The organism is Streptomyces sp. NPDC013157, assembly GCF_042899865.1.
Lineage (GTDB): Bacteria > Actinomycetota > Actinomycetes > Streptomycetales > Streptomycetaceae > Streptomyces.
Window position 1 is genome coordinate 359,928 of sequence record NZ_JBIBAK010000010.1, and the last position, 14,154, is coordinate 374,081.

At 72.0% G+C, this 14,154-nt stretch carries 13 protein-coding genes; 6 read left to right on the top strand and 7 right to left on the bottom strand.

Features of this window, described 5'->3' with window-relative positions; translation table 11 throughout:
- Positions 1 to 68: 68 nt before the first annotated feature.
- Together ACFY6U_RS29145 and ACFY6U_RS29150 are read right to left on the bottom strand one after the other, a co-directional pair.
- On the bottom strand, positions 69 to 599 hold the full coding sequence (locus tag ACFY6U_RS29145) for a PaaI family thioesterase (protein ID WP_390042923.1): 531 nt from the start codon (positions 597 to 599) through the stop codon (positions 69 to 71).
- Positions 600 to 651: 52 nt separating this feature from the next.
- Positions 652 to 1,158, bottom strand: a complete 507-nt coding sequence (locus ACFY6U_RS29150) for a winged helix-turn-helix transcriptional regulator (RefSeq protein ID WP_390042925.1) — start codon at positions 1,156 to 1,158, stop codon at positions 652 to 654.
- A 144-nt stretch (positions 1,159 to 1,302) separates the two neighbouring features.
- On the opposite strand from ACFY6U_RS29150, the gene ACFY6U_RS29155 reads away from it, so the two are divergent.
- Positions 1,303 to 2,886: an MFS transporter gene (locus tag ACFY6U_RS29155; protein ID WP_390042926.1), complete on the top strand. Its 1,584-nt coding sequence runs from the start codon at positions 1,303 to 1,305 to the stop codon at positions 2,884 to 2,886.
- 72 nt (positions 2,887 to 2,958) lie between these two features.
- Here the strand turns inward: ACFY6U_RS29155 and ACFY6U_RS29160 are convergent, their stop codons facing one another.
- Genes ACFY6U_RS29160 through ACFY6U_RS29175 form a run of 4 tightly spaced genes read right to left on the bottom strand, consistent with a single transcriptional unit; the run spans position 2,959 to position 8,619 of the window.
- The gene (locus ACFY6U_RS29160) at positions 2,959 to 4,119 is read right to left on the bottom strand and encodes an acyl-CoA dehydrogenase family protein (RefSeq protein ID WP_390042928.1); all 1,161 of its coding nucleotides are present in this window, start codon (positions 4,117 to 4,119) and stop codon (positions 2,959 to 2,961) included.
- 5 nt (positions 4,120 to 4,124) lie between these two features.
- Entirely contained in the window at positions 4,125 to 5,072 is a 948-nt protein-coding gene (locus ACFY6U_RS29165) for a hydroxymethylglutaryl-CoA lyase (RefSeq protein ID WP_390042930.1), read from the bottom strand.
- On the bottom strand, positions 5,069 to 6,991 hold the full coding sequence (locus tag ACFY6U_RS29170; RefSeq protein ID WP_390042931.1) for an acetyl/propionyl/methylcrotonyl-CoA carboxylase subunit alpha: 1,923 nt from the start codon (positions 6,989 to 6,991) through the stop codon (positions 5,069 to 5,071). The genes ACFY6U_RS29165 and ACFY6U_RS29170 overlap by 4 nt, the downstream gene beginning before the upstream one ends.
- Positions 6,992 to 7,002: 11 nt before the next feature.
- A complete protein-coding gene (locus ACFY6U_RS29175; RefSeq protein WP_390042933.1) occupies positions 7,003 to 8,619 on the bottom strand; it encodes a carboxyl transferase domain-containing protein in 1,617 nt (538 codons plus the stop codon).
- An 86-nt stretch (positions 8,620 to 8,705) separates the two neighbouring features.
- Between ACFY6U_RS29175 and ACFY6U_RS29180 the strand changes: the two genes are divergently transcribed.
- The 5 genes from ACFY6U_RS29180 to ACFY6U_RS29200 all read left to right on the top strand — a co-directional run bounded on the left by ACFY6U_RS29180 (position 8,706) and on the right by ACFY6U_RS29200 (position 13,261).
- Complete coding sequence (locus ACFY6U_RS29180) at positions 8,706 to 9,305, top strand: TetR/AcrR family transcriptional regulator (RefSeq protein ID WP_390042935.1); 600 nt, start codon at positions 8,706 to 8,708, stop codon at positions 9,303 to 9,305.
- A 428-nt stretch (positions 9,306 to 9,733) separates the two neighbouring features.
- Positions 9,734 to 10,891, top strand: a complete 1,158-nt coding sequence (locus tag ACFY6U_RS29185) for an acyl-CoA dehydrogenase family protein (protein WP_294005894.1) — start codon at positions 9,734 to 9,736, stop codon at positions 10,889 to 10,891.
- A 35-nt stretch (positions 10,892 to 10,926) separates the two neighbouring features.
- On the top strand, positions 10,927 to 11,793 hold the full coding sequence (locus ACFY6U_RS29190; RefSeq protein WP_390042936.1) for an acyl-CoA thioesterase: 867 nt from the start codon (positions 10,927 to 10,929) through the stop codon (positions 11,791 to 11,793).
- Between the two features lie 9 nt (positions 11,794 to 11,802).
- Positions 11,803 to 12,810 carry a cation diffusion facilitator family transporter gene (locus ACFY6U_RS29195; protein ID WP_390042938.1) on the top strand — a complete coding sequence of 336 codons (1,008 nt, stop codon included), beginning with the start codon at positions 11,803 to 11,805 and terminating at the stop codon, positions 12,808 to 12,810.
- Between the two features lie 124 nt (positions 12,811 to 12,934).
- Positions 12,935 to 13,261 (top strand): hypothetical protein, encoded by a 327-nt coding sequence (locus tag ACFY6U_RS29200; protein WP_390042940.1) that lies wholly within the window; start codon positions 12,935 to 12,937, stop codon positions 13,259 to 13,261.
- A 97-nt stretch (positions 13,262 to 13,358) separates the two neighbouring features.
- Here the strand turns inward: ACFY6U_RS29200 and ACFY6U_RS29205 are convergent, their stop codons facing one another.
- A complete protein-coding gene (locus tag ACFY6U_RS29205) occupies positions 13,359 to 14,147 on the bottom strand; it encodes a phosphatase (RefSeq protein ID WP_390042941.1) in 789 nt (262 codons plus the stop codon).
- Positions 14,148 to 14,154: the final 7 nt, after the last annotated feature.

Genomic DNA, 14,154 nt, shown 5'->3' on the forward strand with positions numbered 1-14,154 from the left:
ATGTCGGTCTGCAGCATCGAGAGCACCGGATGCCCGACCCTCCCACGGACCGGCGCCGTTTCCCAGGCTCATGCGTCCTGGCGGCCCCCGATCGGAAAGAGCATGCAGCTGCTGGTGGCATGGGCCAGCAACCGGTCCTCGGAGTCGCGGAGTTCCGCCTGGGCGAGGGCGGTGCGGCGGCCGCTGTTGAGGACGGTGCCGATGGCGCGGATCTTGCCGGTGCCGACGGTGACCGGGCGCAGGAACTTCAGGGTCAGGTCGATCGAGGTGTACCCGGTGCCCTGGGGCAGCACGGACTGCACCGCGCAGCCGGCCGCGGAGTCGAGGAGCGTGGCGTACACGCCGCCGTGGACGCTGCCTATCGGGTTGTAGTGCTCCTCGCCCGGCACCAGTGCGAAGACCGCCCGGCCGTACTCGGCCTCCTCCAGGGTGAATCCCAGGGCGGCGGCGACCGGCGGGGCGGGCAGGCGGTCGGCCAGGATCTCGCGGAGGAAGCCGAGGCCGCTGTGGTGCGGGACGGCGCCGGCGGAGACGGCGGGGTCTCCCCAGCTGAACGTGCGTGACCTGGTCCCCTGGCCGGGGTGGAAGTCGAGCGTCAAGGCAACTCCTCGTGGTGGGTGATCGCGGACGCCGTGGTCGTCCCGCGGCGTCTCAGTCGCCGCCGGATTCGGGGCTGTCCGGGCCGACGCGGATGAGACCCGGGCCGGCGTCGACGAACGACTCCCCGAGCCGTACGTCGTGGCCGTCGTCGCAGCGCATCACCGCGTGCACCGCGGCGCCGCAGTCCCGGTGGCGTACGGCCAGCGGGGGCCCCTGTTCGTCCGTGGCCCAGGTGTCGCCCCACTGCCGCAACGCCGTGAGGACGGGCAGGAAGCCCCGCCCCTTCTCGGTCAGTTGGTAGGCGTAGCGGGTCCGCTGGCCGGGTTCCCGGTAGGGCACGCGTTCCAGGAGCCCGGCGGCGGTCAGCTCCTTCAGGCGCGCCGAGGCGGCGGGTTCGCCGATGCCCACCCGCCTGGCGAAGTCGTCGAACCGGCGGGTGCCGAAGAACGCCTCGCGCATGATCAGCAATGCCGTCCTGTTGCCGGCGATCTCCAGGGTCCGGGCGACGGAGCAGTTGGCCATGGACCAGGCGTCCCGTTCCCGCAGCAGGTCCGTCATCTCTCCACCCTCCGCCTGACTTGCCTCATGCGAAGTCAGCCTATAGCGTCACAGCTGACTTACCCAATCGTAAGTTAGCTCGGGTCTCCGACGTCGCCCCACGCCCCCGCCCGCCACCCGCAGCTCGGCTGAGACGAGGACACGATGGTTTCCACCCCTTCGCCCGCCCCGGGCCGACTCAGGCCGGCCGACCGGCAACCCGGTGACCGGCTCACCTCCCGCCGGCCCTCCCGGCGCGCGGCGGCCGTCACCCTCGTCGCGATGTGCCTGGGCGCCATGACGACCTTCCTGCTGATCACCGCATCGGTGTCGGCACTGTCGGCCATCCAGGACGACCTGCACGTCTCCCCGACCGGCCTCGTCTGGATCCCCTCCGCGTACACCCTGCTCGTGGCCAGCCTGGTGATGTCCGCGGGCACCATCGGCAACCTCTACGGCCGCAAGCGCGCCTTCCTCGCCGGCGCCGCGGTCATGATCATCGGGTCGCTCACCGTCTACGCCGCGGGTTCGACCGGAGGCGTCATCGCCGGCCAGCTCGTCTCCGGCCTCGGCGGCGCCCTCATCCTGCCCAACAGCCTGGCCGTCCTGGGGGCGGCCTTCCCGGACCCCCACCGGCGCACCGAGGTCGTCACGGCCTGGGCGGCCGCCTCCGGTATCGGGCTCGCCGCCGGCCCGCTCATCGCGGGTACCCTGCTGGACCACTTCCACTGGAACACGGTCTTCCTGTCGACCGCCGCCCTCGCGGTCGTCACCATGGCCGCCGCCGTCTTCGTCGCCGAGTCACGCGGCCCCGCCGGCAAGCTCGACGTCCCCGGCCAGATCCTGGCCGCCCTGGGCATCGCCGCCCTCGTCTACGCCCTCATCGAAGGCGGCCACGACGGCTACACCAGCCCCCGGATCCTGACCGCCTGGGTCGTCGCGGCCGTGGCCCTGAGCGGCTTCGTCCTCGCTGAGCGGGCCGCCCGCACCCCCATGCTGGACATGAGCCTGTTCCGGTCGGCGTCGTTCAGCGCCGTCATGTTCGTCGCGGCCGTCTCCCTGTTCGGCTTCACCGGGGTGGCCATCCTCTCGGTGCTCTTCTACGAGCGCGTCCAGCAGCTCTCCGCCCTGGACGTGGGCTGGCGGCTGCTGGCCTTCTTCGGCGTCTACGTCGTCGTCGCCTACGCGACCGGACGGGTGATCCGCCGAACCGGCTTCAAGCTCCCGCTCACCCTGGGCTTCCTCGTCGGAGCCGCCGCCACGGCCGGGTTCACCACGCTGGAGCCGACCACCCCCTACGCCCGGGTGTGGTGGCTGTACGTGCTCTTCGGCGCCGCATCCGGGATGGTGGCCGCGCCGAGCACCGCCGCCGCGCTGGTCAGCGTCTCCCACGAGCGCGCCGGCATGGCCTCCGGAGCCGTCAACGCGTTCCGGCAGATCGGGTCCGTCACCGGCTCCGCCCTCCTCGGCGCCCTGCTCGCGAGCCGGCTCCGGTCCCGGCTGCCCGACCGGCTCGACGCGCACCACGTCCCCCGGGCGGTCCGGCCCGCCGTCGAGCACGCCGTCTCCACGGGCACCGGCGGTCACGGAACGACCCCGCCGAACGTGACCGCCGCGGTCGGCGACGCCTTCACCTCCGGCGTCCACCTCGGCATGGCCGTCGTCGCCGCCGTGTTCCTGTGTGCGGCCCTGGCCTCGGCCCTGCTGGTACGCAACCGGCCGCACCACACCACTGCCACGACGAACTGACGCGCCACGCGGATCCGCCCGCGGGCGTGCTCCGGCACCGAGGCCTGCCGGAGCCCACACCGCCGGCCGGCCTCAGCTCACCAGCCCCAACTCCCGTGCGATGAGCATCCGCTGCACCTCGCTCGTGCCCTCGCCGATCTCCAGGATCTTGGAGTCGCGCCACATGCGGGCCACCGGGTACTCGTTCATGAAGCCGTAGCCGCCGTGGACCTGGGTGGCGTCGCGGGCGTTGTCCACGGCGACGGTGGAGGAGTACAGCTTGGCGAGGGCCGCCTCCTTCTTGAAGGGCTCGCCCGCCACCAGGCGGGAGGCCGCGTCCCGCCAGGCGAGGCGGGCCGTGTGGGCCTTCATCTCCATGTCGGCGATCTTGAACTGGATGGCCTGGTTGGAGCCGATGGGGCGGCCGAAGGCGTGGCGTTCCTTCGCGTACTTGACCGACTCGTCGACGCAGCCCTGGGCCAGGCCGGTCGCCAGGGCCGCGATGGCGATGCGGCCCTCGTCGAGGATGCGGAGGAACTGGGCGTAGCCGCGGCCCTCCTCGCCGAGCAGGTTGGCGGCGGGGACCCGGACGTCGGCGAAGGACAGCTCCCGGGTGTCGGAGGCGTTCCAGCCGACCTTGGAGTAGGGGGCGGCGACGGTGAAGCCCGGGGTGCCGGAGGGGACGATGATCGACGAGATCAGCGGCTTGCCGTCCGGCTTGCGGCCGGTCACCGCGGTGACGGTGACCAGGCCCGTGATGTCCGTCCCGGAGTTGGTGATGAAGCACTTGCTGCCGTTGATCACCCATTCGTCGGTGGCGGGATCCAGGCGGGCGGTCGTACGCGTGGCGCCGGCGTCGCTGCCGCCGTCGGGCTCGGTGAGGCCGAAGGCGCCGAGGATCTCGCCGGAGCAGAGCCGCGGCAGCCACTCCTGCTTCTGCTCGGGCGTGCCGAAAAGGTGGAGGGGCATGGCGCCCAGCGAGACCCCGGCTTCGAGCGTGATCGCCACCGACGAGTCGACCCGGGCCAGCTCCTCCAGGGCGATGCCGAGGGCCAGGTAGTCGCCGCCCATGCCGCCGTACTCCTCGGGGAAGGGCAGGCCGAACAGGCCCATGCGGCCCATCTCGCGGACGATCTCGTACGGGAACTCGTGCCGCTCGTAGAAGTCGCCGATCTTCGGCGCCACGACGTCGTGCGCGAACTCCTCCACCGTGCGGCGGAGTTCTTCCAGTTCGGGGGAGAGGCGGTGGTCCATGGTCGTCACTCCTGGTGGGAGAGGGCGCGGACGGTACGGGACGGGCTGGGTCGGCCCAGTTGTTCGGCCATCCACACGCTGGTGGCGGTGAGTCTGCCGAGGTCGACTCCGGTCTCGATGCCGAGGCCCTGGAGCATCCAGACCAGGTCCTCGGTGGCGAGGTTGCCGGTGGCGGACTTGGCGTACGGGCAGCCGCCGAGCCCGCCGGCGGACGCGTCGACCGTCGTCACGCCGTGTTCCAGGGCCGCGTAGGTGTTGGCGAGCGCCTGGCCGTAGGTGTCGTGGAAGTGCACGCCGATGACGTTCGTCGGCACGCCCTCCTCGTTGAGCAGGGAGAGTAGTTCGAGGACGTGGCCGGGGGTGGCCACGCCGATCGTGTCGCCGAGGCTCAGCTCGTCGCAGCCCATGTCGCGCAGCGCCTTGCAGACCCGGACCACCTGGTGGAACGGGACGGCGCCCTCCCAGGGGTCGCCGAAGCACATCGAGACATAGCCGCGGACGTGCACGTCCGCGTCCTTCGCCTGCCGGACGACCGGGTCGAAGACGGCCAGGGACTCGTCCAGCGAGCGGTTGAGGTTGGCCCTGGCGAAGGACTCGGTGGCGCTGGCGAAGACGGCGACCCGGCGGGCGCCCAGGGCCAGGGCCCGGTCCAGGCCCCGCTGGTTGGGGACGAGGACGGGGAGGGCGACCCCCGGGAGATCCGCGAGCCGGGGGAACAGGTCCTCCGCGTCCGCCAGTTGGGGCACCCACTTGGGGTGGACGAAGCTGGTCGCCTCGATCGTCGTCAGGCCGGCGTCGGCCAGGCGGTGGACGAACTCGGCCTTCACCGACGTCGGTACGGCCGTCTTCTCGTTCTGCAGGCCGTCGCGCGCGCCGACCTCGTGGATCCGGACCCGGGCGGGCAGATCCGTGGCCGGTACGACCATGGGGAGGGCGCTCTCCGGGGCGGTCATGCCGTCTCCTCCTCGTGCGGGGCGATCACGGCCAGCACCTGGTCCATGGCGACCGTGGCGCCGGGCTTCACGTCGAGTTCGGCGACCGTGCCGGCGTGCGGGGCGGAGATGACGTGCTCCATCTTCATCGCCTCCACCACCAGCAGGCTCTGCCCGGCGGTCACCTCGTCCCCGACGGCGACCTTCACCACGGTCACGGTGCCGGGCATGGGCGCGGTGAGCGAGTCGGCGCCGGCGTGCGCGGTGCGGTTCAGCGAGGCGGCGACCGGGTCGTGGTCGCGGACCTGCCAGGCGTCGCCGTCCCGCCCGATCCAGTCGGCGGCGCGGTGGAAGGTGTGGCGGACGCCGTCCAGGGTGACGGACACGCGGTCGGCGGTGACGGTGTGCGTGCCGTGCGGGGTGTACTCCACCGGCTCCTGCACCCGGAGGTGGAAGCCGACGGACCTCGGGGTACCGCCGAGGCGCCAGCCGCTGGGCACGGAGAAGGGGTCCGTCCAGCGCCCCTCCGCCGCGACCGGCCGCAGCGCCTCCAGCCGTACGGCCGCCGCCGCCTCGTACACCTCCTCCGGTACGTCCGCGGTGACCAGGTCGTCCACCACCCGCTCGACCAGGCCGGTGTCCAACTCGCCTGCCACCACCGCCGGATGGGCAAGGAGGCGGCGTAGGAACCCGGCATTGGTCTGCACGCCCAGGGTGACCGTCTCCGCGAGGGCCCCGCGCAGCTTCCGGAGCGCGGTCTCCCGGTCCGGGCCGTACGCGATCACCTTGGACAGCATCGGGTCGTACAGGCTGCCGACCTCGGTGCCCTCGCTGAGCCCGGAGTCGGTGCGGACGCCGTCCCCGGAGGGCTCGTTCAGCAGGAGGACCGTGCCGCCGGTCGGCAGGAAGCCGCGCGCCGGGTCCTCGGCACAGATCCGGGCCTCCACCGCGTGCCCGGTCAGCCGGACGTCCTCCTGCGCGAACCCGAGCCGCTCCCCGGCCGCCACCCGCAGTTGCCACTCCACCAGGTCGAGTCCGGTGACCAGCTCGGTGACCGGGTGCTCCACCTGGAGGCGGGTGTTCATCTCCATGAAGTAGTACGAGGAAGGGTCGCCGCCCGGCACGATGAACTCCACCGTGCCCGCGCCGACGTACCCGCAGGAGCGCGCCGCCTGCACCGCGGCCTCGCCCATCGCCGCCCGGGTCGCCTCGTCCAGCAGGACCGACGGCGCCTCCTCGATCACCTTCTGGTGCCGGCGCTGGAGCGAGCACTCGCGCTCGCCGAGGTGGACGACGTTGCCGTGGCCGTCGGCCAGGACCTGGATCTCGATGTGCCGGGGGCGGTCGATCCACCGCTCGACGAGGAGGGTGTCGTCGCCGAAGGAGGCGCGGGCCTCGCGGCGGGCGGCGGCGATCTCCTCGTCGAGGAGGGTCAGGTCCCGGACCAGCCGCATGCCCTTGCCGCCGCCGCCCGCGGACGGCTTGAGCAGGACGGGTGCCCCCAACGCGCGGGCGGCGTCCGCGAGTTCGGGATCACGGCCGCCGGGCACCACCGGCACCCCGGCCGCGCTCACCGTCTCCTTCGCCCGGATCTTGTCGCCCATCAGCGCGATCGCGTCGGCCGGCGGGCCGATGAAGACCAGCCCGGCCTCCTCACAGGCCCGCGCGAAGCCCGCGTTCTCGGCGAGGAAGCCGTACCCGGGGTGGACCGCCCGGGCGCCGCTCGACCGGGCGGCCGCCAGCAGCCGCTCCACCGACAGATAGCTCTCGCCCGCCGGCGCCGGACCGAGCCGGACCGCCGTGTCGGCCTCCCGGACGTGTCGCGCGTCCGCGTCGGCGTCGGAGTACACGGCCACCGAGCGCACGCCCAGCGACCGCAGCGTACGGATGACCCGGACGGCGATCTCGCCCCGGTTGGCCACGAGTACGGTGTCGAACACGAGTCCCCTCCTCACATCCGGAAGACGCCGAACTGGGGGTCACCCAGCGGCGCGTTGCCACAGGCCGTCAGGGCCAGTCCCAGCACCTGCCGGGTGTCGAGGGGGTCGATGACCCCGTCGTCCCAGAGCCGGGCGGTCGCGTAGTAGGCGTTGCCCTGGCGCTCGTACTGGGCGCGGACGGGCGCCTTGAAGGCCTCCTCGTCCTCGGCCGGCCAGGACTCTCCCCGTGTCTCCAGCTGGTCCCGCTTGACCGTGGCCAGCACGCTGGCGGCCTGCTCGCCGCCCATCACCGAGATCTTGGCGTTGGGCCACATCCACAGGAAGCGGGGGGAGTAGGCCCGGCCGCACATGGAGTAGTTCCCGGCGCCGTACGACCCGCCGACCACCACCGTCAGCTTCGGCACGCGCGTGCACGCCACCGCCGTGACCATCTTCGCGCCGTGCTTGGCGATGCCGCCGGCCTCGTAGTCCTTGCCGACCATGAAGCCGGAGATGTTCTGCAGGAAGACGAGCGGGATGCCGCGCTGGTCGCACAGCTCGATGAAGTGGGCGCCCTTCTGGGCGGACTCGGAGAAGAGGATGCCGTTGTTGGCGACGATGCCGACCGGGTGGCCGTGGATGCGGGCGAAGCCGGTGACCAGGGTCTGCCCGAACTCGGCCTTGAACTCGGCGAACCGGGAGCCGTCGACGACCCTGGCGATGATCTCGCGGACGTCGTAGGGGGTGCGGGAGTCGACGGGGACGGCGCCGTAGAGGCCGTAGGGGTCGGCCTTCGGTTCGGCGACCGCGGTGACCTCCCAGGGGAGGGCGCGCCGGGCGGGCAGGGTCGCGGCGATGTTCCGTACGATCCGCAGCGCGTGCGCGTCGTCCTCGGCGAGGTGGTCGGTGACGCCGGAGACCCGGGAGTGGACCTCGCCGCCGCCCAGCTCCTCGGCGGTCACGACCTCACCGGTGGCGGCCTTCACCAGCGGGGGCCCGCCGAGGAAGATCGTGCCCTGGTTCCGGACGATGACCGCCTCGTCGCTCATCGCGGGGACGTACGCCCCGCCTGCCGTGCAGGACCCGAGCACGGCCGCGATCTGCGGGATGCCCGCACCCGACATCCGGGCCTGGTTGTAGAAGATCCGCCCGAAGTGGTCGCGGTCCGGGAAGACCTCGTCCTGCATGGGGAGGAAGGCGCCGCCGGAGTCGACCAGATACACGCACGGCAGCCGGTTGTCGAGGGCCACCTCCTGCGCCCGCAGGTGCTTCTTCACGGTCATCGGGTAGTAGGTGCCGCCCTTGACCGTGGCGTCGTTGGCGACGATCACGCACTCGCGCCCGCTGACCCGGCCGATCCCGGCGATCACGCCGGCCGCCGGGGCCGCCCCGTCGTACATCCCGTCGGCGGCCAGGGGGGCCAGCTCCAGGAACGGCGACCCCGGATCGAGCAGGGTGTCCACCCGGTCCCTCGGCAGCAGCTTGCCGCGTGCGGTGTGCCGGGCCCGCGCCTTCTCGCCGCCGCCCAGCGCGGCCGCGGCGAGCTTGGCGCGCAGCTCCTCCACGAGGACGCGGTGCGCCTCCTCGTTGGCCCGAAAGGCCTCCGACGCGGGGTCCGCCGCGCTCGTCAGCTCCGGTGCCTGGTCCATGCCGCGATCCCCTCGCCTTGTTAATGAGCGTTAACGCATCGCCTTCAGGTTAACGACCGCTAACCTCCCTGTCTAGAATTGCCTTCATGGTCACGAGAACCGACGCCCCGACCCGTCGCGAGCAGATCCTCAAGGAGGCCGCCAGGCTCTTCGCCGAGCGCGGTTTCCACGGCGTCGGCGTGGACGAGATAGGGGCCGCGGTCGGCATCAGCGGGCCCGGTCTCTACCGGCACTTCGCGGGCAAGGACGCGATGCTCGCGGAGCTGCTGGTGGGGATCAGCGGGCAGCTGCTGACGGGGGCCAAGCTCCGCCTGGCGGAGGCCGACGGGGACACCGCGCCCTCGGCGGTCCTGGACTCCCTCATCGAGGGCCACATCGACTTCGCCCTTGACGACCGTCCACTGATCACCCTGCACGACCGCGAGCTGGACCGCTTGCGCGACAGCGACCGCAAGCTGGTGCGGCAGCTCCAGCGGCAGTACGTCGAACTGTGGGTGGAGGTGGTCCGCGGCGTCTACCCGGCGCTCCCGGAGCCCGCGGCCCGCTCGGCGGTCCACTCGGTCTTCGGCCTCCTGAACTCCACCCCGCATTTGGGCCGACCGGGTTCCCTGCCAAGCCGCGGGGCCACGGCGGTCCTCCTGCACCGGATGGCGAGGGGCGCCTTCGGCGCGGCGGCGGAGGAGTGACGGCGCCTTTCCGCCCCTGCTCTGCTCCGGCGTGCCCACCCTGTGTCTGCTCCTGCTGTGCCTGTCCTGCGGTGTTCGCCCCGCCGCGCCTCGCCCCGCCGCGCCTGCCTTCGCGACTGCCTGCCCCACCGTGCTCGCTCCCCCCGAATCCGCCGCGCCGTCGCGGCGGGACTTGTTCGGGGGCTTCTCGTCGGCAGGCCGTGCAGGCGCGGTGGCAGGGGTTCCGCCCAGGGGCACCAGCGGTCCCGCGGTGCGCGGGGGTCCTGGGCGGTGGCGCGTTCACGTGCCGGGGGCGGAGGTCTGTCGTCAGGCGTGACGAGCGTTACCCCCTCGGCGCGCTTCCCGCCCTGGACCCGTCGCCCTACCCACCGGTACCTTGGAGTCTGAGCAAGCGCTTAGACATGCCGAAGTCCCTGGAGGTGGCGGCCGTGCGCCGTACGTTGTTCGACGAGGATCACGAGGCGTTCCGGGAGACCATCCGCGCCTTCATCGAGGCCGAGGTCGTACCGGTGTACGACGAGTGGTTCGCCGCCGGCCAGGCCCCCCGTGACTTCTACTACAAGCTCGCCGAGCTCGGCGTCTTCGGCATCCGTGTCGACGAGGAGTACGGCGGCGCCGGCATCGACTCCTACAAGTTCGAGGCCGTCCTGTACGAGGAGACCGCCCGCGCGGGCGTCGCCTTCGGCGGCTCCGGAGTGCACGTGCTGCTCGGCCTGCCCTACATAAAGCTGCTGGCGACGGACGAGCAGAAGAAGCGCTACCTGCCGAAGTTCGTCTCCGGCGAGGAGATGTGGGCCATCGCGATGACCGAGCCGGGCACCGGCTCCGACCTCGCGGGCATGAAGACCACCGCCAAGCTCAGCGAGGACGGCACGCACTACGTCCTCAACGGCGCCAAGACCTTCATCACCGGCGGTGTGCACGCCGACCGCATGATCGTCTGCGCCCGTACCTCCGCGCCCACCAAGGAGGACCGCCGCCACGGCATCTCCCTGTTCGTGGTGGACACCAAGGCCGAGGGCTACTCGGTCGGCCGCAAGCTCGACAAGCTCGGCCTGAAGACCTCCGACACCGCCGAGCTGGCGTTCGTCGACGTCAAGGTCCCCGTCGAGGACCTCCTCGGCGAGGAGAACAAGGGCTTCTACTACCTCGGCCACAACCTCGCCTCCGAGCGCTGGGGCATCGCCTTCGGCGCCTACGCCCAGGCCAAGGCCGCCGTCCGGTTCGCCAAGCAGTACGTGCAGGAGCGCGTCGTCTTCGGCCAGCCCGTCGCCGCCTTCCAGAACACCAAGTTCGAGCTGGCCGCCTGCCAGGCCGAGGTGGACGCCGCCGAGGCCGTCGTGGACCGCGCCACCGAGGCCCTCGACGCCGGTGAGCTGACCCCGGCCGAGGCCGCCAGCGCCAAGCTGTTCACCACCGAGGTCGCGCACCGCGTGATCGACCGCTGCCTCCAGCTGCACGGCGGCTACGGCTTCATGAACGAGTACCCCATCGCCCGCCTGTACGCGGACAACCGCGTCAACCGCATCTACGGCGGCACCAGTGAGATCATGAAGACGATCATCGCGAAGGACATGGGCCTGTAGGACCACCGCAACAACCCGCCAGTAGAAAAGGTGCCATGAACCAGGCACTAAGTGATCTCCTCGATCTGCTCGACCTGGAGCAGATCGAGGAGAACATCTTCCGCGGCCAGTCCCGGTCCGCCGTCGTCCCGCGCGTCTTCGGCGGACAGGTCGCGGCACAGGCGCTGGTCGCCGCCGGGCGCACCGTCCCGGCGGACCGGCACGCCCACTCGCTGCACGCGTACTTCCTGCGCCCCGGCGACCCGGGCGCCCCCATCGTCTACACCGTCGAGCGCATCCGCGACGGCCGCTCCTTCACCACCCGGCGCGCGGTCGCCGTCCAGCACGGCCGGCCGATCTTCGCCCTGTCGGCCTCCTTCCAGCTCGACGAGGGGGGCCTCGACCACCAGGCCCCGATGCCCGCCGCCCCCGACCCGGCGACCCTGCCCACCTCGGCGGACCGCTTCCGCGACTACGACCACCTCGACCCCGCTGTCGTGGAGAAGTTCATCGAGGCCCGCGAGGCGATCGACCTGCGCTACGTCGAGGAGCCGCCGTTCGGCAAGTACGGCGAGCCGCGCGAGCCGCACAGCCAGGTGTGGTTCCGCACCAACGGCAAGCTCGCCGACGACCCCCTCCTGCACGTCGTCCTCGCGACCTACGTCTCCGACATGACCCTCCTCGACTCCGTCCTGCTCGCACACGGCCGCGGCGGCTGGGCGGTCGGGGACGTGGTGGGCGCCTCGCTCGACCACGCCATGTGGTTCCACCGGCCGTTCCGCGCCGACGAGTGGCTGCTCTACGACCAGGAGTCGCCGTCCGCACACGGCGGCCGTGGCCTCGGCCAGGCCCGGATCTACACCCAGGACGGTTCACTCGCCATTTCCGTGATCCAGGAGGGTGTGGTCCGCGTCCCCAGGTAGAACGGGGGCATGGCCCAAGCCGAACACCTCGAACAGACCCGGCAGGGCGGCGGCGAGAGCACCGTCACGGTGATCGTCGCCGCCGTCGCCAACCTCGGGATCGCGCTCGCCAAGGCGGTCGCCGGAGTCGTCAGCGGCTCCAGCGCGATGCTCTCCGAGGCGGCGCACTCGTTCGCCGACACCGTCACTGAGCTGCTGCTCCTCACCGCCCTCAAGCGCAGCGGGAAGCCGGCCGACGAGGAGCACCCGCTGGGCTACGGCCCCGAGCGGTACATCTGGGCCATGCTCGCCGCCGTCGCCACCTTCGTCGGCGGCGCGGTCTTCTCCCTCTACGACGGCATCCACACCCTGGCCGTGGGGGAGAAGCCGGGCGATCCGCTGCTGTCGTACATCGTGCTCGCCATCGCCTTCGTGCTGGAGGGCTTCTCGCTGCGGACCGGGCTGCGGCAGGCGCGCGGCGAGGCGGCCCGCTTCAAGGCGCCGTTCAAGCTGTACCTCCGGCACACCTCCGACACCGCCGTGAAGGCCGTGGTGATGGAGGACTCGGCCGCGCTCGTCGGGCTGGTGCTCGCGGCCGGCGGCCTGTTCGGCGGCCAGCTGACCGGCTCCGGCGTCTGGGACGGCCTCGCCTCCCTCCTCATCGGCCTGCTCCTGCTGTACGTCGCGTGGGTGCTGGGCCGGTCGAACGCCGAGCTCCTCATCGGGCGGCCGCTGCCGAAGCCCGTGCGGGAGCGGATCCGCGCCGAGCTGCTGGAGTCCGAGCACATCGTGGCCGTACTGGAGCTGACCACGCTGGTGCAGGGCCCGGACGAGGCGCTGGTCGCCGCCAAGGTGGACTTCCGGGACGTGTCCACGGCGGCCGAGATCGAGTGGGCCTGCGAGCGGGCCGAGCAGCGGCTGCGGGCCGCGTTCCCCGCGATCGGCCGGGTGTACCTGGACCCCACTCCGGGGCCGGCTCAGGAGACCGCTTCTGGGGCGGCTTCGAGGCCGGTGAGCTCGGACGATCACGGACGGTGACCGCCCCGACGTGCCGTCGCCTTTATACCGAATTAAGCTCTATGAGTGAAATGCCGCACAGTGCATGTGCCGCATAGCGGACGTGCCGCGTAGCGGACGTGAGTCCGGCAGAAAGGTATTTCCCATGCGAGTACAGCGCGCGAGGCGCATCGCCGCGATATCCGCCGCCGGCCTGCTGCTGGCCGGTGGAGCCGCGGTCGGCGCCGCGGGCACCGCCTCGGCGGCCCCCGCCTCCACTCACCAGTCCGTCGTCACCGGCGGCGGCGGCTTCGGCGGCTGCAACGGCTTCCGGGGCGGCGGGTACAACAACTGCCGTTACGGTTACGGCAACTTCGGGTACGGGTTCTACCCCGCCACCGTCGCCGTCGTCCCCGTAGTGGTCGTCCCCACCGTCGGCGTCGCCGGGTACGGCGGCTTCGGCGGCTTCGGCTTCGGCGGCCTCGGGTTCTGAGCGACCAGCGACAGGAGACCGGGACAGGGTCTCATCCAGGGTCTAGGGCCAGGCCACGATGTGCGGCTCCCGCAGCCGGGGGCCGCACATCGGCGGGTCAGGCCAGTCCCGCCCCGGCCAGCAGGTACGCGGTCATCGGGTCGTAGTACCGCGGGCTGAGCACATGGTCGTCGAGCGGTACGGCCACCTGGAGGGTGCCCTCCGCCTCGGCGAGGAACAGCGCCGGGTCGTTGCAGTCCGCGTACCCGACCGAGTCCAGGCCCACCTGCGCCGCGTAGCCGGCCCAGCCGTGGTCGGCGACGACGAGGTCGGGCTGTGGCCGCCCCTCGCGCTCCAGTCCGCCGAGGATCGCCTTCATCGGCTCCCCGGAGTGCGTGTGCCACAGGGTCGCCCCGTGTTCGAGGACGGCCACGTCCGCGAACTGCATGACGTACCCCTCGTCCGTCTGCAGCCCGTCCGGGATGACCACGATCTCGCAGCCGGCGGTGCGCAGGGCAGCCGCGGTCGCCCGGTGCACGTCCAGCAGACCGCCCGGGTGACCGGTCGCGAACAGCACCCGCTGCCGCCCCTCGGCCGCCTTGCGCAGCCGCGCCGCCAGCCGGTCCAGGCCGTCCACGGTCAGCTCGGGGTCGATGGTGTCCTGGCCGTACCGGTACTCGGGGTCGTCGTTCACCCCGACCCGCTCGGCCATCACGGCCAGCACGTCCTGCTCGTCGGTCCAGCGGTCGCCGAGCTCCAGCCCCAGCCACCAGTTGCGCTCGCCGTTGGCCAGCTTGCGGTAGTGGAGCAGGTTGTTCTCGCGGGGTGTGGCGACGTCGCCCGCGATACGGGTCTTCACAAGGTGCTCTACGAGCTCGGCGCGGCTGGGCGTCCCGGGTATCGGCATGGCTCCA

Excerpts from the sequence above, each read along its gene's own strand:
- ACFY6U_RS29175 (WP_390042933.1), bottom strand. The coding sequence starts at position 8,619 with ATGGACCAGGCACCGGAGCTGACGAGCGCGGCGGACCCCGCGTCGGAG.
- ACFY6U_RS29205 (WP_390042941.1), bottom strand. The coding sequence starts at position 14,147 with ATGCCGATACCCGGGACGCCCAGCCGCGCCGAGCTCGTAGAGCACCTT.
- ACFY6U_RS29200 (WP_390042940.1), top strand. The coding sequence starts at position 12,935 with ATGCGAGTACAGCGCGCGAGGCGCATCGCCGCGATATCCGCCGCCGGC.
- ACFY6U_RS29190 (WP_390042936.1), top strand. The coding sequence starts at position 10,927 with ATGAACCAGGCACTAAGTGATCTCCTCGATCTGCTCGACCTGGAGCAG.
- ACFY6U_RS29165 (WP_390042930.1), bottom strand. The coding sequence starts at position 5,072 with ATGACCGCCCCGGAGAGCGCCCTCCCCATGGTCGTACCGGCCACGGAT.
- ACFY6U_RS29150 (WP_390042925.1), bottom strand. The coding sequence starts at position 1,158 with ATGACGGACCTGCTGCGGGAACGGGACGCCTGGTCCATGGCCAACTGC.
- ACFY6U_RS29155 (WP_390042926.1), top strand. The coding sequence starts at position 1,303 with ATGGTTTCCACCCCTTCGCCCGCCCCGGGCCGACTCAGGCCGGCCGAC.
- ACFY6U_RS29180 (WP_390042935.1), top strand. The coding sequence starts at position 8,706 with ATGGTCACGAGAACCGACGCCCCGACCCGTCGCGAGCAGATCCTCAAG.
- ACFY6U_RS29160 (WP_390042928.1), bottom strand. The coding sequence starts at position 4,119 with ATGGACCACCGCCTCTCCCCCGAACTGGAAGAACTCCGCCGCACGGTG.
- ACFY6U_RS29195 (WP_390042938.1), top strand. The coding sequence starts at position 11,803 with ATGGCCCAAGCCGAACACCTCGAACAGACCCGGCAGGGCGGCGGCGAG.